We start from the raw sequence: 15,942 nt of genomic DNA on the forward strand, positions 1-15,942 counted from the left end.
GTTGTGTGCTTATGAGCGCACACTTTGATGTCGTGGTCGTGGGTGCGGGTCCCGGCGGGTACGTCGCCGCGATCCGTGCGGCTCAGCTCGGGCTGAAGACCGCCATCGTCGAGGAGAAGTACTGGGGCGGCGTCTGCCTGAACGTCGGCTGCATCCCTTCGAAGGCCCTGCTGCGCAACGCTGAGCTCGCGCACATCTTCACGCACGAGCAGAAGACGTTCGGCATCAAGGTCGACGGCACCGTGAGCTTCGACTACGGCCAGGCGTGGCAGCGCAGCCGCAAGGTCGCGGACGGGCGCGTCAAGGGCGTGCACTTCCTCATGAAGAAGAACGGCATCACCGAGTACAACGGGTGGGCCAACTTCACCGACGACCACTCGCTGACCGTCGGGGACGAGACGATCACGTTCGGCCACGCGATCATCGCCGTGGGCGCCACGACCCGGATGCTGCCGAACACGCAGAAGTCCGACCGCGTCGTGACCTACGAAGAGCAGATCATGACCGAGCAGCTGCCTGACTCGATCATCATCGCGGGCGCCGGCGCGATCGGCGTCGAGTTCGCCTACGTCATGCACAACTACGGCGTGAAGGTCACCATCGTCGAGTTCCTCGACCGGATGGTGCCGCTGGAGGACGCCGAGATCTCCGCCGAGCTGCTCAAGCGCTACAAGAAGCTGGGCGTCGACGTGCGCGTCGGCACGCGTGTCGAGTCGATCGACGAGTCGGGCGAGAAGGTCCGCGTCACGGTGTCGAAGGACGGCGCGCAGGAGGTCCTCGAGGCCGACAAGGTCATGCAGGCCATCGGTTTCGTGCCGCGTGTCGACGGCTACGGCCTGGAGAACACCGGCGTGAAGCTCACCGAGCGCGGCGCGATCGACATCGACGGCCGCGGCCGCACGTCCGTGCCGCACATCTTCGCGATCGGTGACGTCACCGCGAAGCTGATGCTCGCGCACGCCGCCGAGTCCATGGGCATCATCGCCGCGGAGACCATCGCGGGTGCCGAGACCATGGAGCTCGACTTCGTGATGATCCCGCGGGCGACGTTCTGCCAGCCGCAGATCGCGTCGTTCGGCTACACCGAGGCGCAGGCCCGCGAGAAGGGCTTCGACGTCCAGGTCGCGAAGTTCCCGTTCACCGCGAACGGCAAGGCGCACGGCCTCGGCGACTTCGCCGGATTCGTGAAGCTGATCAGCGACGGCAAGCACGGCGAACTGCTCGGCGGCCACATCATCGGCCCCGAGGCGACGGAGCTGCTGCCCGAGCTCACGCTGGCGCAGCAGTGGGACCTCACCGTCAACGAGGTCGCGCGCAACGTCCACGCGCACCCGACGCTGTCGGAGGCCGTGAAGGAAGCGGTGCACGGCCTGGCCGGGCACATGATCAACTTCTGAGGTAGTTTTCTCATCTGATGATGAACCGGCAACCGCTCCGCCTCGCCGTCTCCGAGGCGGCCAAGATCCTCGCCGAGGCGGGCGTGGACAGTCCGCGCGTCGACGCGGAGTACCTGGCCGCGCACGTGCTCGGCGTCGAGCGCGGGCGGTTGCCGCTCATCCCGCTGGTCGATCCGTCGGTGATCGACCAGCTGCACAAGCTCGTTCGTGTTCGTGCCTCGCGCATTCCGTTGCAGCACATCCTCGGCTGGGCGCCGATGGGCACCATCTCCGTCGAGGTCGGGCCCGGTGTGTTCGTGCCGCGGCCCGAGACCGAACTGCTGATGGAGTGGGGTCTCAAGGCGCTGGCCGGCGTTTCCTCGCCGGTCGTCGTGGACCTGTGCACGGGAACGGGCGCGCTGGCGTTGTCGATCGCCGCCGCTCGCCCGGACGCCGTGGTGCACGCGGTGGAGATCGATCCGCAGGCGATCTCGTGGACGCGGCGCAACGCGAACGCGCGGGTGGCCGCCGGGGACACCCCGATCCGGCTGCACTCGGGGGACGCCACCGACCCGTCGCTGCTGTCCGATCTGGACGGTCTGGTGGATCTCGTCGTGTGCAATCCGCCTTACGTGCCAGAGGGAACTCCCGTCCAGCCCGAGGTCGGTGAGCACGATCCGCACCACGCGGTGTTCTCCGGCGCGGACGGGCTGGACGTGATCCGGCACGTCGTGCGGGCGGCGGCGCGCTGGCTCAAGCCCGGTGGGTCCGTCGGCATCGAGCACGACGACACGCAGGGGGAGTCCGTGCCGGCGCTGCTGGCCGCGCGCCGGGTGCTCGCGGACGTGGCCGATCACGCCGATCTGGCGGGGCGGCCCCGGTTCGCGACCGCCCGCAAGGTCGGTTAGGGCTTCTCAGTACAGAGCGTCGAAGGCTTTCGACAGGTCCTTCATCCGCTCGCCGAGGCCGCGGTCCGCCAGCCTGTCCATCAGGTGTTCCGCGACGTCCTTGCTGGGCTTGGGTTTGCGGGCCTCAGCGCGAAGATCGTCCACCGTCTCGATCGTGGACGTGGCCGCCTGCGCCTCGGTCAGGTCCTCGCGCAGCTCGTCGAGCAGCCGCAGCACGGCGCTCACGTCCTTGATGTGTCCGATGTGGACGTCCCCGGTTCTGGCGCGTCCACCGGTGCCGATGTTGTTGCCGCCGATCACCGGGCCCTGGATCCCGAACTTCCGCTCGTTCATGACTTTCCCCTGTCAGGCTCGGCGTCGTCCTCGATCGGATGGAGCGCGGGCGCTTCGGCGAAGTTCGAGTGCCCAAGCTCCCGGAACTTCCATTCGTTTCGCCGCAGCTCCTCCTCGCCCTGGCAGGTGCGGAAACCGGCGCGCCGGAAGCTCTTCGTGACCAGCAGCGCCGCGAAGATCAGCACGATCGCGCTGATCGAGGTCGCGAGCACGGCGCCGCTGCTCTCCTGCTCGCACATCTCGTACCTGGGCCTGCAGTACTCGCTGGAGGCGGCGAGCTCGTCCATGAACTTGTACAGCACGAAGAAGAGCGCGATCGCGCAGGCGATCGAGCCGAGCACGGCCGGCCCGCGCGGCGTGACCCGCCACGGACGCGTGAACGCCATTCGTGCCCCGATCCCGAGCACCACGATCGAGGCGACCACCAGCCACCCCACGAGCAGCGTCCCGTTCGCGGCGAACAGCACCACGACCGCCAGCACCAGCAGCGAACCACCGCGCACCTTGCGCCGCGTGCGCACCACCACCCGCAACACCGCGCCGGAGTTGACTCCGGGCGACCGCGGAATCGACCGAGTGGCCTCGACGAGGTACTCGCGAATGGCCGAGCCCGCGAACTCCTCGTCGCGGTGAGCGGCTCCGCAGAGGAAGCGGGTTGTGTCGTCGCGCAACTTCGGAGAATCGTTTCCCGTCGTCGCCGCGGGAGCTGACATTGTCCTGTCCACTTTCTGTCATTGAAATCAAGCACTCTGTGTTTGTGCTGGTCAGGGACATGGCGAGACAACGAACAACATGCAATTCGTACCGTTGCTGGCACAATAGTCGTTCCTGATCGGAATGGGCCAGGGGTGGTTGAATTGCGCATTGTCAATGCGCCGAACGAGGGCAAATGACGCGCTTCTCGGACGCGCCACCGATCCGTTGCTTCCTGAGCTACGCCCGCCAGGACTCGTGGGCAACGTGCAGACCGCCGAGCACGCCGCTCACCGCTCCAGTTCCGACCGAGGTCGACGCTCTCGCGGTCCTGACACGGCCAAGCCCTCGAAGCAGACCGCGCCCTGCGCAGCGGCCTGCGAGTCGTGGAGTCCTGGATGAAGTTGCCAAATCCTGGCCAATAACGCGTCGTTTGGGCCCGTTGGGGTCAAACGGTCGTATGTTCTCCGCGGGGAGGGCACGCGGTCACGCGCTATGAGGATCCGCCGCCTCGCGTGTGACCGCGTGTACGCCTACTCCTCTGCCGCGGGCACGGCTTTGCGAACCGGGAGCCAGGCGACGAGGAAGACGAACGCGCCATTCATGAGCAGGGCGAGCAGGAACAGCAGGTTGAACCCCAGGCTGACCTTGCCCGGTTCGAGCTCACGGACGAACCTCGCCTTGTCCACGACCACGTCGACCTCACGGCCGACGTCTTCGACGGTGTGGCCGAGGCTGGGCCAGTAAGTCAGCGTCCTGCCACCGCAATCCAGTTCGTTGGACCACTGCGTGGAGCCGCGGCTGCTCGAATGGCTGTCGACGCTGATGACCTTGCAGCGCAGCGATTCCCCGAACGCGGTGAGCCACAGCGAATGGCCACCCGTGTTCACCGCGAAGACGGTGACGACGCCGATCGCCAACGCCGTGAACATCGGCCACTTCTCCGGGCGCCGGTAGCCGCTGACCGTGGCGCCGTAGCCGATCAGGCAGATGGCCGTGGCGAGGATGAAGAGGACCATCAGATTGCTGGCCGGAGTGTTGGGCAGGAAGCTGCCCACCATGATCGCCGCGAGGAAAAGACACGCGACGAGCAGTCTTCTGGCTCGAAGGGGAGGTCTGGCGCCGATCATTCGTTCAACGACCCTTGCTGCCTCGGGAACGTCTTGCCCTGCTTCTCCAGCTCGTCGTACTTCGCCCACTCACGCAGGTGATCAGCCGTTGCCTTCGCGATCCAGCCCCCGTCCTCGACGTTGGGCATCGAGTGTGGTGTCACCGTGCCGTCAGGGCGAGTGGCCGGTTTGTAAGGCGTGTAGGCGCCGGCTGCTTCCTGGAACGGTTGCGACGGCTGCGTGACTCTGTTCTGGTACGGCTCCTCGTACTTGTGCTTCCAGACGTTGCCCGCGTCGCCGTAGCCGTCCTTGAACTCGCTGCCCGCCTGCTTGAGCTTGTCGCCGGCCTCGGTGACCTTCGGGCGCGAGTTGCCCCAGTCCTCGAGCCGCTTGCCCGCATCGGCGAGCCCGTCCCCGCGAGTGGAGGGGACGTGGGGAGCGCTGGTTCCGCCGCCTTTGCCGAACCGGCCAAGCCGTTTGAGCACATCGCCGAGCTGACCGAAGAGTCCCTTGAGACGCCCCATGATCCGAGTGATGAGTTTGACCAGCTTGGCCAGTTGCTGGGTGATCTTGCCCAGCACCGCCGCGCCGCGCCCGACCGCCCACGCGGAGAACGCGGCGAGCGAGCTGCCGAGCGAGACCCACGACGACGCGAGCGCGATGACAGCGTTGCGGATCACTTCCCAGATGAACAGGGCGATGAGGTCGCGGATCATCCCGCGGATCGCGGCCGTGATCGTGCCTGCTTTCGCGATCTCCGATGCGACGAACGTGCTGGCCTTCGACACTGCGGCGATCTCGGTGGCCAGCTCTCCCTGGCTCTGCCGGAACTTCTCGGCCGCCGTTCCCCGCTCCCAGCACGGCAGTTCGCCCTTGACGGCCCTGTCCTGCTGCTCGCCGATTTCCTGGAGGTCGGCCGCGACCTGGTTCCAGGTGGTCACGGCAGCTTTGATCTTGTCGCCGTTGCCCGCCAGCCAGTCCAGTGGCTCGCGCAGGAAACTCAGGTGTTCGATCAGCCAGCCGATGCCCGCGGTGGCCAGCGATCCCAACGGGTCCATCCACATGCTGAGCCCGTCCAAGGCCAGCGCGGCGGCGTTCATCCCGAACTCGAGGAAGTCGCCCTCGCCCAGCCGGTGGGCCGAGTCGATGGTCTGGATGAGCGACTCGGCCACGCCGCCGCCGGCAACGTTGTCGGGGTTCGTCGCACCATCACCGAAGCCTGTGAAGGTCATCGCGGACCTTCGAACCTGGCGCGGTTCGCGTCCTCGTGCGAGGAGTACGTGTCTGCTGTGGCCACGGTGTCTTCGGCGGCCGCGCCGACTGCGGTCGCCAGCTCCCGGATAGCCGCTGTCGTGCCGTGCGCCCACTCTTGCGCGCTCGAGGCGAAGAAGGACAGCAACTGGCCGAAGGTGTCGCCACCTAGGTCGACACCGGCCGACTTGTCGGCGGCGGCATCCAGTGCGTCTTCCCGTGCTCGCTGGCCCTTCGCGAACTTGAGCAGCTCGGTCGGCTCGACTCCGAAGCCGGTCATCGGAGCACGCTCCCGAAGCCGTCCTCGTCGTCATCCGCCGACCGCTGCGGCCGTGGTGCGGGCTTCTGTGCCGGGTCGTTCCACGAGACCTCGCGCATCACCTGGCCGTCTTCCGGCGGTGGCGGCGCTTCCTCTTCCTCCGGCTGCGGGATGAAGCTGCGCAGGAAGTCCATCGCCTCGGTGCCGCCGAACTCGGGCTCCACGATGGACGCCACCTGCTCGGCGGCCTGGATCTGGGCCTTCTGCACGGTCTGCATCACGAGGTGGCTCAGCTGGACGTGCGTCAGGCGCATCGCGACCGGCGAGAACTCGATGTGCTGCAGCGCGCCGTTCGGTGCGACCCGGACGGTCACCGCCTCGTTGGGCGAGGTGATGGTGCTGGCGGCGTGCTGGATCTGCTCCTGCATCTGCTGGGAGCGTTGCTGGAGCTGCTGGGCCCTGGACTCCAGGTCCGCGATCATCTGTTCCGGGTTCATCGTTCGCTCGTCATCGCCAGAACCTGCCCGAGGTGTCGTGCCAGACCCATGTTGTCGGCGGGGCTGATCGTGAACCAGCCCTTGCGGGTCTCGACGTTGGAGTAGCGGCCCTGGTTCGTGTCGATCCAGGTGACGGGCGGGAAGTCCCGCTTGGCGCGGCCCTGTCGGAGCTGAACCAGGAAGTGGCCGTTGCCGATGGCGGGGCCGGTCAGCATCTGCTTGGCGATGCGGACGTCGTCGTTCTCCATCGTGCGAACCGCCTGCCGGAAGCCCTCCTGTTGCTGGGGCTGAGCCTCGAACGCCTGGGCCGGCACGGTCACCGGCTTGCCGGGTCCAGGGCGCCCAGGCGGCATGGCGTTCGCGAGACTCGTGGCGATCTCGTTGGGCTGCAACAGGTTCAGCGTGATGGTGGTGTCCTCCTGGGTCACCAGCACCGCGTACCCGCCGCGCGCCACCACGCTCGCGCGGACCAGCTTCTGCTGGTTCATGTCCGGGATGCAGAGGGCGATCACGCGGAGTTCGGGGCGCGCCAACAGGTTCAGCGCGTCCTCGAGGTCCGGCTCCGGCCTGCCGCGCCTCGCCAGGCCGCGGCGTTCGAGATCGGCGTGTACGGACGCCCTGATGCGCGCACGTTCGTCGAGCGTCTCGCCGTGTTGGCTGACGTCGAATGGATAGGGGACGCTCCCCGCCCGCAGGTCCTCCCAGAGGACCTCGAACCCAGGCAGGGAGAGCTGCACGATCTGCCTCATCCGCCGATCACCGGCGGCGCGACCATTCGATCGTCGTCGAAGAAGTCGTCAGTGGGCACGAGGTAGTTCGACTTGTGCTCCTTGTCCTCCTCGCCACCGCCCTTGCCCGCACCGGCGCCACCCCCGGCACCCATGCCGCCCGCCGCACCACCACGACCGGCCGCACCCGCGCCCGAGGAACCTGCGGCACCACCAGGTCCGCCCGCGACTCCGGCGCTGCCACCGGGCGTCGCGGGACCGAAACTGCCCATGCCACGACCCGAACCGCCGACACCCGCCATGCCGCCGGGACCCATGCCACGGCTACCGGCACCGCCGCCGCCACCAGGACCACCGCGTCCGGAGCCGGGAGCACCCGTACCGCCACCGCCGGGCCTGCCGGTCTGACCGCCGCCGGGCGGTCGCATGCCGGGCGGGAACAGCCCGGGCGGCCCGACGGGTGGTCGGTTCTGGCCACCGGGCGGGTTGTTCGGGTTGAAGTTGCCAGGCCCCGGCTCCTTGAGACCAGGAGCGACCCAGGCGGGATTCGTCGTGTTGTTGCCGGTGTTCGGCGACGGGATGCTCGGCATACCCGTGTTGGCGGGCGGGCGGAACGTGCTGGCGTTGCTCAGGCTCTGCGAGTGCGTGCTGCTGCTCGTCTGCGTGGTGCCCTGGTCCTTGGTGACCTCAGGAGTCGCGTCCATCGCGGGCAATGACTGCGCCGCCGACATCATCGTGGTGTCACGCTGCTGCATGACCCGCACGGCTTCCTGCTTGGCCTCGACCTTCTCGTTGTGGGTGCTGAACATCTCGAAGGCACCGCCGATCATCGCAGGCGGAGCGATGACCGCGGCCGCACCCCACTTGCCCGCGATCTGCAACGGGTTGAAGTCGACGGGCTTGGGCATGCTGTGGTGCGCCTGCACCGCCGCGTCCCGCTGCGTGGCGATGGCACCGGCCGTGGCGTGGAACGCCGACCCCGTGTCGTCCGCGAACTTGCTGACCTTCGTCAGCGCCGCCCGAACCCCCTCGGCCGCCGCACCGCTGTACCCGGTCTGAGAATCGTTGACGATCTTGTTGAAGTCGTGGGCCAGTTCCCGGAACTTCGTGCCGAACTGCACCCACGCGTCGATCACCGGCGAAGCGGCGTTCGGGTCGTAGTCCTGGTTGACCAGGTTCTGCATGTGGTCGTGCTCTTGAGCCGGGTAGTTCTCCGTCGACGGCTTGACGGCAGGTTTGACGGGCGCCATTGAGATCCCCCCTCGTACGGCGTTACGGCAGTTTCGCGGCGACGAAGTCCGCCGCTTTCGCGGCTCGGTCGCAGGCCTTGACCATGTCGGTCGACGACAGGTCGACGTTCGCGATGACCGAGACCGATGAGGTTTCGGTGACCGAGATCCACAGGGCGCAGATGTTCTTGGCGCCTTCGAATCCTTCGGACTTGACCGCGTCGAACTTGCCGACCTTCACGTCGGTGTTCTTGTCACCCGAGATGTTGAGGTCCTTGACGCCGGCCTTGGTGCGAATACCGGTGCTGACGCCGCCGTCGCCGCTGATCGTCCACTGGCAGCCGTCCGCGGTCCCCGTCTTCTCCGCTTCGCCGGGGTGTGCGAGCCCGAGCCCGGTCGCCTCCGTCTGGGTGAGGAGGTCGCAGGGCTTGATGGCCTCCAGGCCGCTCGCCGTCCCGGTGGTGCCGGTGGAGGTGCTCCCGCTGGTCGGATCAGGCTTGGCGGTGCCGCCGGTGGTGCAGGCGGTGGACAGTGCCGCGACGCTGACAACGACGGCGGCGAACAGAGTGCGTTTCATGACTTCCCGTTGAGTTTCTTGAGCGAGTCGGCGTGGGCCTGATCGGCGTTCCGGTAGTTGGCGCGACTCTTGTCGAGTTGCTCGACCAGCGAGTCGATCGCCTTGCTGATGTCGATGATCTGGGCGATCGCGTTCTCGCCGAACTGCTTGTTCAGCTCGCTGATGGAGTGCGCGTAACCACTGCCGAGCTTGGTGTCCGCGGTCAGTTCGGACTTGCGACGCTGGATCCTCGTCAGCGCGTCCTTCATCTCGTGCAGCTTCTTGACCATGCTGTCCACGACGGCCGGATCGACGGAGAACGCTCCGGATCCGGTGGCCGCGGCGACCGCCTTGCTTGCCGCCGAGATGTCTGCGACGCCGGTGCCCAGCACAGCCTGCACGTTCTGCTTCGGCAGGAAACTGCCGCGCTTTCCCCATGATGTTGCTTCTTCGGACACAGGAGCCCGACCTTCCCCTGTTGCGCTCTGTGGTCGACTCATGACCATACAGTTGTGCGCCCGTTTGGGGGATGCGTTGAACTACTCAGACCTGTTCGGGTCGAAACGTGCCCTGGTCAGGGCATGAATGGCCGCGCCAAGTGAGAATGAAGGCACAGGTTCGCAGGGGGCTGGATGGTTAGGGCGGGCCTTGCGTCACCCGGTCGGGGCGGCTGACTAGGCTCACCGAGGTGAGCACGGTCTACGACTGCAGCGAACCGGGCAATCGCGCGGCGGGACTTGCCGCTGCCGCCGGCGCGGTGCGGAGCGGGCGCCTTGTCGTCCTGCCCACCGACACCGTCTACGGGATCGGCTGCGACGCGTTCGACGCCGAAGCCGTCCGGAGTCTTCTCGACGCCAAGGGGCGCGGGCCCGACATGCCCGTGCCCGTGCTGGTCGGGTCCTGGACCACCATCGACGGGCTCGTTCTCAGCGTGCCGCGGCAGGCTCGTGCGCTCATCGAGGCTTTTTGGCCCGGTGGGCTGAGCATTGTGCTGCCACACGCGCCGAGTCTGGCTTGGGATCTGGGGCAGACGCGCGGCACGGTGATGCTGCGCATGCCGTTGCACCCGGTGGCCCTGGAGTTGTTGCGGGATGTCGGGCCGATGGCCGTGTCCAGCGCGAACAGGACCGGGCACGCGCCGGCTTCCAGTGCGCAGGAGGCTCGGGACCAGCTCGGCGACGCCGTGCCCGTGTACCTCGATGGTGGGCTCAGTGGCGAGAACATCGCCTCGACCATCGTCGACCTCACCGGGCCGGACGCGTTGATCCTGCGTGAGGGTGCTGTCACCAAAGAAGAGGTCAACGAGGTGCTCGGCATCGAGGTCGAGGTCGCGCGGTAGCTTGCGGCTGCCAGAATTGATCATGATCGCCGCGAGTACCGTGGCGAGCACCCCGAACACCCCCGATTGATTGGTAGGCCCGTGGGGCCCGCATCCTCGTTCGTCCTTCCCGTGCGCGAGTACCTGCTCGTCGCGTTGATTGCTGCCGTCGTGACGTTTTTGCTCGTGGGTCTGGTGCGCGCGATGGCGTTCCGGCTCGGGGCAGTGGCCTACCCGCGGCAACGAGACGTGCACGTGCAGCCGATGCCGCGTATGGGTGGTGTCGCCATCTACGGCGGCGTGCTGTGCGGCATGTTCGTGGCGCACCAGTTGCCGGTGCTGCGGGCGGCGTTCGACTTCTCCAACGACCCGTGGGGCGTCATCGTCGCGGGCGGCGTCATTGTGCTCGTGGGCGCGATCGACGACAGGTTCGAGCTCGACTCGCTCACCAAGCTCGCCGGACAGGTCACCGCCGCGGGCATCCTCGTGTTGTTCGGTCTTCAGTGGATGATCGCGTGGGTGCCGTGGGACGGCGGCGCGACCATCTCACTCGACCAGAACCAGGGCGCGCTGCTGACGGTGCTGCTGGCCGTCACGATGATCAACGCGATGAACTTCGTCGACGGCCTCGATGGGCTGGCGGCGGGCATCGGCCTCATCGCCGCCGCGGCGACCGCCGTGTTCTCGATCGGTCTGCTCGTCGAACGTCAGGGCGCCGTCGAGGCCTACCCGCCGGCCCTGATCGCCGCCGTGCTGGCGGGCGCGTGCCTCGGCTTCCTGCCGCACAACTTCAACCCCGCGCGCATCTTCATGGGCGACTCGGGCTCGATGCTCATCGGCCTCATGCTCGCCGCCGCCACCACCAGCGCGTCCGGCAAGATCAACCAGGCCACCGGCAGCGCGGCCGACCTGCTCGGTCTGCTCTCGCCGCTGATCGTGGTGGCCGCGGTGCTGTTCGTGCCGCTGCTGGACCTGCTGATGGCGATCATCCGCCGCACCCGGCGCGGCGAGAGCCCGTTCTCCCCGGACAAGATGCACCTGCACCACCGGCTGTTGGAGATCGGGCACTCGCAGCGCCGCGCCGTGCTGCTCATCTACTTGTGGGCCGGCGTCCTGGCCTTCGGTGCGGTCGCGCTCACGCTGTTCGACCCGATCATCGTGGCCACGTGCTTCGTCATCGGGCTGATCGTGACGTTCGTGGTCTCGGTGATCCCCCGGCTCCGGGACGCCCGCAGCAAGTCCTGACGAGACAGGTCAGATCGGGTTCTCCACGCACGGGCGGCCGAGCAGTTTGAACGTGCCGTCGTCCTGCAGTGACCAGCCCTCGGAACAGTGCATTTGGCCGTCGGAGTAGTTGCGGTCGACCTGGACGTTCCAGATGCGGCCCACGCCCCACTTCTGCGTGGGCGAGACGGAGCTGTAGTCCGGGCCGTACACCTTGAAGAACCCGGTGAACGACAGGTACGTGCTGAGAGTGCTGACACCTGCATAGGTGTTGGTGACATGGCCGCCGCTGCCTCGGGCGGTGACGGTGATACCGCCACTCATCCCGCTCTCGTCCGCATGAGCCGCAGGTGCGGCTACGAGAAGAGCAGCCGTCACGGCGGTCAGCGCGATCGCAGTCCTTCGGATCTTGCTCATCGGATCCCCCAAGAGGTGGTCGTCAACGGGACCGACGCTAACCCCCCGTTGCTCCAATTCGCCTACATCAGGAGTAGGCGAATGGAGTAGCGTCCCTGGTGGTTGACTGCCTGGGGGGAACGACAGCCATGGAGAGCTGCAGGTTCGGACTGCTCGGAGAACTCTCGATCGACGACGGCGCGCTGACGCTCAAAGCGAGCAAGCTGCGTGCCCTTCTGGCCGCCCTTCTGCTGCGCGCGGGCAGACCGGTCTCGCAGACCGACCTGGCCGAACAGATCTGGGACGAACCACCGTCGCGGGCGAACTCGACACTGCAGGTCTACGTCGTGCGCTTGAGACAGGCACTCGGCGGCTTCGGTCCATCGGTCGTGCGCAGCAGCACGGGCTATCGCATCGACGTGGACGCCGATCAGGTGGATCTGCACAGGTTCCGTGCTCTGGTGGCGCGCCGCGACGCTGATGCCCGCACCCATCTCGGTGACCTCCGTGAGGCGTTGTCGCTGTGGCGCGGCCCGGCGCTGGCCGATGTGGTGTCGGAGGCGATGCGGTTCGAGGCCGATCGGCTCGACGAGGAACGACTCGTCGCGGTCGAGCGCAGGATCGAGCTGGAGATCGAACTGGGCGCGCACCGCGAGCTCGTCCCCGAACTGCGCACGCTGACCCGGCGGCATCCGTTGCGGGAGCGGTTCGCCGAGTTCCTGATGCTCGCGTTGCATCGCGGCGGGCGTTCGGCGGACGCGCTGGCGATCTATCGACTTGTTCACCGGATGTTCGCGGACGAGCTGGGAGTTCGGCCGGGACGACGGCTGGCGGAGCTCCACGATCAGATCCTGTGCGGCCGGGAAATTGGCGCGCCATCTTGTTTGGGGCCGCTTAACCGTCGTTAATCAGGGGCTGCCCGCAGGTGCCGCATTGCGGGTTCCTAGACTTCGGGACATGAGCGACGCGGACAAGGCCGTCACGCACGAGCTGACCGTCCAGCGACTCGCCGGGGAAATGTTCCGCGAGGCGGCGTGGGCCGCACTCGGCACGTTTGTCCTCGGCGTCGTCGTGTCAACTGTGATCTGGGGGACCGCTGGTCTCTTCGGATCATTGATCGGTGGTGCGATCGCCATCGGTTCGAGCCTTGCCACGTTGTTGTTGATGCGCAAGACGGCGGCGCTTGATCCGATGTTCGTGATGGTCGCCGCTCTTGGCGGATTCATGGGCAAGCTGATCGTGTTGCTACTGGCGGTGATCCTGCTGCGCAACCAGCAGTGGCTTGAACCCAAGGCACTCGGAATCACCCTGGTGGCGACAGTGCTCGTGACGTCGTTCCTGGAGGCCAGAGCCTCCAAGCGCAGCCGTAGTCAGATGGTGGTCCCCGCGTCCGAAGGCGCCTAGACCTGCTGATATGGTCCGCGCAGACCAGGGACACCCGATAGCAGGGGTGCCTCTGGTAGTCGCTTGCGAACCGTAAGGTACGTTAAGTCCAGATCGTGACGATTCCCCCGGCGGAGTGAACGCCGGCCGGGAGAACCGGAAGGAACACAGTGACCAAGTTGCTGGCTTCGGGGGGCGAGTTCGTCGCTCCCGGTGTGAAGGACTTCTTCCTCCCGCCGATCTTCGGCTCGGTCACCAAGCCGATGGTCCTGCTGGTGCTGTCGATCGTGATCATCGGTGTCTTCTTCATTGCGGCGACGCGCAACCTGAAGGTCGTTCCCGGCAAGTTCCAGTTCGCCGCCGAGTCGCTTTACGACTTCGGGCGCAACAACATCGCCAGGGAGCAGATCGGCGCGAAGGACTTCAAGCCCTTCGTCCCGCTCGTCCTCACGATCTTCTGCTTCATCCTGGTGAACAACCTGTTCGGGCTCATCCCGATCGTGCAGTTCCCCACGATGTCGCACATCGGCTTCCCGCTCGCCGTTTCGTTGCTCGTCGTTTACCCGGTGTACCACTTCGTCGGGTTCAAGCGGCACGGCTTCGTGGGCTACTTGAAGCACCAGACGATGCCGCCGGGCGCGCCGTGGTTCGTGCTCCCGCTGCTGATTCCGATCGAGTTCATCCAGAAGTTCATCCTGAACCCGATCACGCTGGCGGTCCGAGTTTTCGCGGCCATGTTCGCGGGTCACCTGCTGCTGCTGGTGTTCACCCTGGCTGGTGAGTTCCTGCTGCTGAATGGCGGTCTGACCGTCATCGTGGCGCCGGTGTCCTTCGCCTTCGCCATCGCGCTGACCTTCCTGGAGGCACTGATCATGTGCCTGCAGGCCTACATCTTCGCGCTGCTGTCTGCCAGCTACATCGGCATGGCGCTGGCAGAAGAGCACTGAGTAACAGCACTAAGCCTCCGATCCGCGAACACTCGCGGACCGAGTTGGAAAGGGAACAGCAACAGTGAGCGCTCTCCAGATCGCCCAGGCCTTCGACGGAAACATCAACCCGGGTCTTGCGGCCATCGGTTACGGCCTCGCCGCGATCGGCCCCGGCATCGGTGTCGGCCTGATCTTCTCCTCGGTCATCAGCGGCACCGCCCGCCAGCCCGAGGCCCGCGGCGTGCTGCTCGGCCTCGCGTGGACCACCTTCGCCATCGTCGAGGTCCTCGCGCTGATCGGCTTCGTCGTTTACTTCATCGCGACCGCCGCAGCCTAACCCTTCAACGCGTTAGGAGACGTCGTGTTCCACGCCTTGATCCTGGCCGCGGAGGACCCTGCGAAGGTCAACCCGGTCATTCCGCACACCGCGGAGATCATCCTCGGGCTCGTCGCCTTCCTGCTCCTCCTCTTCGTCATCAAGAAGTTCGTCTCGCCGCGCTTCGAGGCGCTGTACGCGGAGCGGACGGCCAAGATCGAGGGTGGCATCGAGAAGGCGGAGCAGGCTCAGGCCGAGGCTCAGCGCACTCTTGAGCAGTACAAGGAGCAGCTGGCCGAGGCTCGCGCCGAGGCCGCCCGCATCCGCGACGACGCCCGGGCCGAAGGCCTGCAGATCGTCGAGGAGCTGCGTGAGCAGGCGCAGGCCGAGTCCTCGCGCATCATCGCGCAGGGCCAGCACCAGCTGGACGCTCAGCGCGCCCAGATCGTCGCGGAGCTGCGTGCCGACCTCGGCCGCACCGCTGTCGAGCTGGCGAGCAAGGTCGTGGGCGAGTCCCTCGAGGACGACTCCCGCCGCCGTGGCACCGTCGACCGCTTCCTCAACGAGCTGGACGCCGTCGCGGCGCCCGCGAGCAAGTAGAGGCTGCCGATGACGTTGCATGCCGCAAGTCGTGAAGCTCTGGCAGCCGCGGAACTGCGGCTGCTGGAGCTGGCCGACGCCACCACGTCGACGGACGACCTCGCCAAGCTCGGCGAGGAGCTCTTCGCCGTGCTCGGCCTGCTGATTCAGCAGCGGTCGCTGCGTGGCGCGCTCGCCGACGCCTCGTCCGAGGCTGCGGGCCGTGAGCAGCTGCTCACCGGCCTGTTCGGTGGCAAGGTGAGCGATGCGACCCTGCAGGTGCTGGTCGCCGTCGTCACCTCGCGCTGGTCCAGCCCGCGCGAGCTCGTCGACGGTGTCGAGTCGCTCGCCCGCACCGCGCTGCTGGTGCGTGCCGAGCGTGACGGTCAGCTCGACTCGACCGAGGACGAGCTGTTCCGGCTCGGCCGCATCGTTGCTGGTTCGAATGAGCTCGAGCTGCTGCTGGCGGACCCCGCCGGTGACACCGCCGGCAAGGTCGCGCTGGTCGACTCCCTGATCGAGGGGAAGGTCAGCCCGGTCACCAAGACGCTGGTGGACCAGCTGGTCCGCAACCCGCGTGGGGTGCGTGTGGCGGACGGGCTCTCCGAGCTCGCCGACCTGGCGGCCAAGCGCCGTCAGCGTTCCGTCGCGCACGTCCGGTCCGCCGTGGCGCTGACCGCGGAGCAGGTCGACCGCTTGACCGCGACGCTGACCACGATCTACTCGCGCCCGATCGCGCTGCACGTGGAGGTCGACCCCTCGCTGGGCGGCGGCCTCTCGATCAAGATCGGCGACGAGATCATCGACGGAAGCATCGCCGGCCGGTTGGCGGCACTGCGCCGCAATCTCGCCAGCTAG

The 15,942-nt window shown here is 67.1% G+C and carries 21 protein-coding genes; 10 read left to right on the forward strand and 11 right to left on the reverse strand.

Going from position 1 to position 15,942, the window contains the following annotated elements:
- The first annotated feature begins 11 nt into the window (after nt 1-11).
- Nucleotides 12-1,397: a dihydrolipoyl dehydrogenase gene (lpdA, locus tag BM417_RS13865; RefSeq protein WP_093592660.1), complete on the forward strand. Its 1,386-nt coding sequence runs from the start codon at nt 12-14 to the stop codon at nt 1,395-1,397.
- A 20-nt stretch (nt 1,398-1,417) separates the two neighbouring features.
- Nucleotides 1,418-2,284 carry a peptide chain release factor N(5)-glutamine methyltransferase gene (gene prmC / locus BM417_RS13870; protein ID WP_093593711.1) on the forward strand — a complete coding sequence of 289 codons (867 nt, stop codon included), beginning with the start codon at nt 1,418-1,420 and terminating at the stop codon, nt 2,282-2,284.
- 6 nt (nt 2,285-2,290) lie between these two features.
- Here prmC and BM417_RS13875 read toward each other — a convergent pair whose 3' ends face one another.
- The 10 genes from BM417_RS13875 to BM417_RS47745 all read right to left on the reverse strand — a co-directional run bounded on the left by BM417_RS13875 (nt 2,291) and on the right by BM417_RS47745 (nt 9,397).
- The gene (locus tag BM417_RS13875; protein ID WP_093592663.1) at nt 2,291-2,617 is read right to left on the reverse strand and encodes a hypothetical protein; all 327 of its coding nucleotides are present in this window, start codon (nt 2,615-2,617) and stop codon (nt 2,291-2,293) included.
- The gene (locus BM417_RS13880; RefSeq protein ID WP_093592666.1) at nt 2,614-3,288 is read right to left on the reverse strand and encodes a hypothetical protein; all 675 of its coding nucleotides are present in this window, start codon (nt 3,286-3,288) and stop codon (nt 2,614-2,616) included. Before BM417_RS13880 ends, BM417_RS13875 begins: the two co-directional genes overlap by 4 nt.
- 555 nt (nt 3,289-3,843) lie before the next feature.
- The gene (locus tag BM417_RS13885; protein WP_143138641.1) at nt 3,844-4,440 is read right to left on the reverse strand and encodes a hypothetical protein; all 597 of its coding nucleotides are present in this window, start codon (nt 4,438-4,440) and stop codon (nt 3,844-3,846) included.
- Nucleotides 4,437-5,651, reverse strand: coding sequence for a WXG100 family type VII secretion target (locus tag BM417_RS13890; protein WP_093592672.1), 1,215 nt, complete (start codon nt 5,649-5,651; stop codon nt 4,437-4,439). Before BM417_RS13890 ends, BM417_RS13885 begins: the two co-directional genes overlap by 4 nt.
- Nucleotides 5,648-5,950 carry a hypothetical protein gene (locus tag BM417_RS13895; RefSeq protein ID WP_093592675.1) on the reverse strand — a complete coding sequence of 101 codons (303 nt, stop codon included), beginning with the start codon at nt 5,948-5,950 and terminating at the stop codon, nt 5,648-5,650. Before BM417_RS13895 ends, BM417_RS13890 begins: the two co-directional genes overlap by 4 nt.
- Nucleotides 5,947-6,426: a YbaB/EbfC family nucleoid-associated protein gene (locus tag BM417_RS13900; RefSeq protein ID WP_093592678.1), complete on the reverse strand. Its 480-nt coding sequence runs from the start codon at nt 6,424-6,426 to the stop codon at nt 5,947-5,949. Before BM417_RS13900 ends, BM417_RS13895 begins: the two co-directional genes overlap by 4 nt.
- Nucleotides 6,423-7,175 carry an ESX secretion-associated protein EspG gene (locus tag BM417_RS13905; protein WP_093592681.1) on the reverse strand — a complete coding sequence of 251 codons (753 nt, stop codon included), beginning with the start codon at nt 7,173-7,175 and terminating at the stop codon, nt 6,423-6,425. The genes BM417_RS13900 and BM417_RS13905 overlap by 4 nt, the downstream gene beginning before the upstream one ends.
- Nucleotides 7,172-8,404, reverse strand: coding sequence for a hypothetical protein (locus BM417_RS13910; protein ID WP_093592684.1), 1,233 nt, complete (start codon nt 8,402-8,404; stop codon nt 7,172-7,174). Before BM417_RS13910 ends, BM417_RS13905 begins: the two co-directional genes overlap by 4 nt.
- A gap of 22 nt (nt 8,405-8,426) precedes the next feature.
- A complete protein-coding gene (locus BM417_RS47740) occupies nt 8,427-8,960 on the reverse strand; it encodes a DUF3558 family protein (protein WP_177320425.1) in 534 nt (177 codons plus the stop codon).
- On the reverse strand, nt 8,957-9,397 hold the full coding sequence (locus BM417_RS47745; RefSeq protein ID WP_177320426.1) for a hypothetical protein: 441 nt from the start codon (nt 9,395-9,397) through the stop codon (nt 8,957-8,959). The genes BM417_RS47740 and BM417_RS47745 overlap by 4 nt, the downstream gene beginning before the upstream one ends.
- 230 nt (nt 9,398-9,627) lie before the next feature.
- Here BM417_RS47745 and BM417_RS13920 point away from each other — a divergent pair, with 230 nt between their 5' ends.
- Together BM417_RS13920 and BM417_RS13925 are read left to right on the forward strand one after the other, a co-directional pair.
- Complete coding sequence (locus tag BM417_RS13920) at nt 9,628-10,278, forward strand: L-threonylcarbamoyladenylate synthase (RefSeq protein WP_093592690.1); 651 nt, start codon at nt 9,628-9,630, stop codon at nt 10,276-10,278.
- A gap of 81 nt (nt 10,279-10,359) precedes the next feature.
- Entirely contained in the window at nt 10,360-11,502 is a 1,143-nt protein-coding gene (locus BM417_RS13925; RefSeq protein ID WP_093592693.1) for a glycosyltransferase family 4 protein, read from the forward strand.
- A gap of 9 nt (nt 11,503-11,511) precedes the next feature.
- On the opposite strand, the gene BM417_RS13930 is transcribed toward BM417_RS13925, so the two are convergent.
- Nucleotides 11,512-11,898, reverse strand: coding sequence for a hypothetical protein (locus BM417_RS13930; protein WP_143138642.1), 387 nt, complete (start codon nt 11,896-11,898; stop codon nt 11,512-11,514).
- 128 nt (nt 11,899-12,026) lie between these two features.
- Here BM417_RS13930 and BM417_RS13935 point away from each other — a divergent pair, with 128 nt between their 5' ends.
- From BM417_RS13935 to BM417_RS13960, 6 genes are all read left to right on the forward strand, one after another.
- Nucleotides 12,027-12,785, forward strand: a complete 759-nt coding sequence (locus BM417_RS13935; RefSeq protein ID WP_093592699.1) for an AfsR/SARP family transcriptional regulator — start codon at nt 12,027-12,029, stop codon at nt 12,783-12,785.
- Between the two features lie 49 nt (nt 12,786-12,834).
- Nucleotides 12,835-13,281 (forward strand): hypothetical protein, encoded by a 447-nt coding sequence (locus BM417_RS13940; RefSeq protein WP_093592702.1) that lies wholly within the window; start codon nt 12,835-12,837, stop codon nt 13,279-13,281.
- 149 nt (nt 13,282-13,430) lie between these two features.
- Nucleotides 13,431-14,207, forward strand: a complete 777-nt coding sequence (gene atpB, locus BM417_RS13945; RefSeq protein ID WP_093592705.1) for a F0F1 ATP synthase subunit A — start codon at nt 13,431-13,433, stop codon at nt 14,205-14,207.
- Nucleotides 14,208-14,271: 64 nt separating this feature from the next.
- A complete protein-coding gene (locus BM417_RS13950; protein ID WP_093592708.1) occupies nt 14,272-14,526 on the forward strand; it encodes an ATP synthase subunit c family protein in 255 nt (84 codons plus the stop codon).
- A gap of 36 nt (nt 14,527-14,562) precedes the next feature.
- Nucleotides 14,563-15,105: a F0F1 ATP synthase subunit B gene (locus BM417_RS13955; RefSeq protein ID WP_093593714.1), complete on the forward strand. Its 543-nt coding sequence runs from the start codon at nt 14,563-14,565 to the stop codon at nt 15,103-15,105.
- Nucleotides 15,106-15,108: 3 nt separating this feature from the next.
- Nucleotides 15,109-15,942 carry a F0F1 ATP synthase subunit delta gene (locus tag BM417_RS13960; protein ID WP_093592710.1) on the forward strand — a complete coding sequence of 278 codons (834 nt, stop codon included), beginning with the start codon at nt 15,109-15,111 and terminating at the stop codon, nt 15,940-15,942.

The sequence above is a fragment of the Lentzea waywayandensis genome (assembly GCF_900115955.1).
In the GTDB taxonomy this organism is placed as follows: Bacteria; Actinomycetota; Actinomycetes; order Mycobacteriales; family Pseudonocardiaceae; genus Lentzea; species Lentzea waywayandensis.

Excerpts from the sequence above, each read along its gene's own strand:
- BM417_RS13890 (WP_093592672.1), bottom strand. The coding sequence starts at position 5,651 with ATGACCTTCACAGGCTTCGGTGATGGTGCGACGAACCCCGACAACGTT.
- BM417_RS13930 (WP_143138642.1), bottom strand. The coding sequence starts at position 11,898 with ATGAGCAAGATCCGAAGGACTGCGATCGCGCTGACCGCCGTGACGGCT.
- lpdA (WP_093592660.1), top strand. The coding sequence starts at position 12 with ATGAGCGCACACTTTGATGTCGTGGTCGTGGGTGCGGGTCCCGGCGGG.
- BM417_RS13905 (WP_093592681.1), bottom strand. The coding sequence starts at position 7,175 with ATGAGGCAGATCGTGCAGCTCTCCCTGCCTGGGTTCGAGGTCCTCTGG.
- BM417_RS47740 (WP_177320425.1), bottom strand. The coding sequence starts at position 8,960 with ATGAAACGCACTCTGTTCGCCGCCGTCGTTGTCAGCGTCGCGGCACTG.
- BM417_RS13910 (WP_093592684.1), bottom strand. The coding sequence starts at position 8,404 with ATGGCGCCCGTCAAACCTGCCGTCAAGCCGTCGACGGAGAACTACCCG.
- BM417_RS13895 (WP_093592675.1), bottom strand. The coding sequence starts at position 5,950 with ATGACCGGCTTCGGAGTCGAGCCGACCGAGCTGCTCAAGTTCGCGAAG.
- prmC (WP_093593711.1), top strand. The coding sequence starts at position 1,418 with ATGAACCGGCAACCGCTCCGCCTCGCCGTCTCCGAGGCGGCCAAGATC.
- BM417_RS13940 (WP_093592702.1), top strand. The coding sequence starts at position 12,835 with ATGAGCGACGCGGACAAGGCCGTCACGCACGAGCTGACCGTCCAGCGA.
- BM417_RS13885 (WP_143138641.1), bottom strand. The coding sequence starts at position 4,440 with ATGATCGGCGCCAGACCTCCCCTTCGAGCCAGAAGACTGCTCGTCGCG.
- BM417_RS13935 (WP_093592699.1), top strand. The coding sequence starts at position 12,027 with ATGGAGAGCTGCAGGTTCGGACTGCTCGGAGAACTCTCGATCGACGAC.
- BM417_RS13875 (WP_093592663.1), bottom strand. The coding sequence starts at position 2,617 with ATGAACGAGCGGAAGTTCGGGATCCAGGGCCCGGTGATCGGCGGCAAC.
- BM417_RS13900 (WP_093592678.1), bottom strand. The coding sequence starts at position 6,426 with ATGAACCCGGAACAGATGATCGCGGACCTGGAGTCCAGGGCCCAGCAG.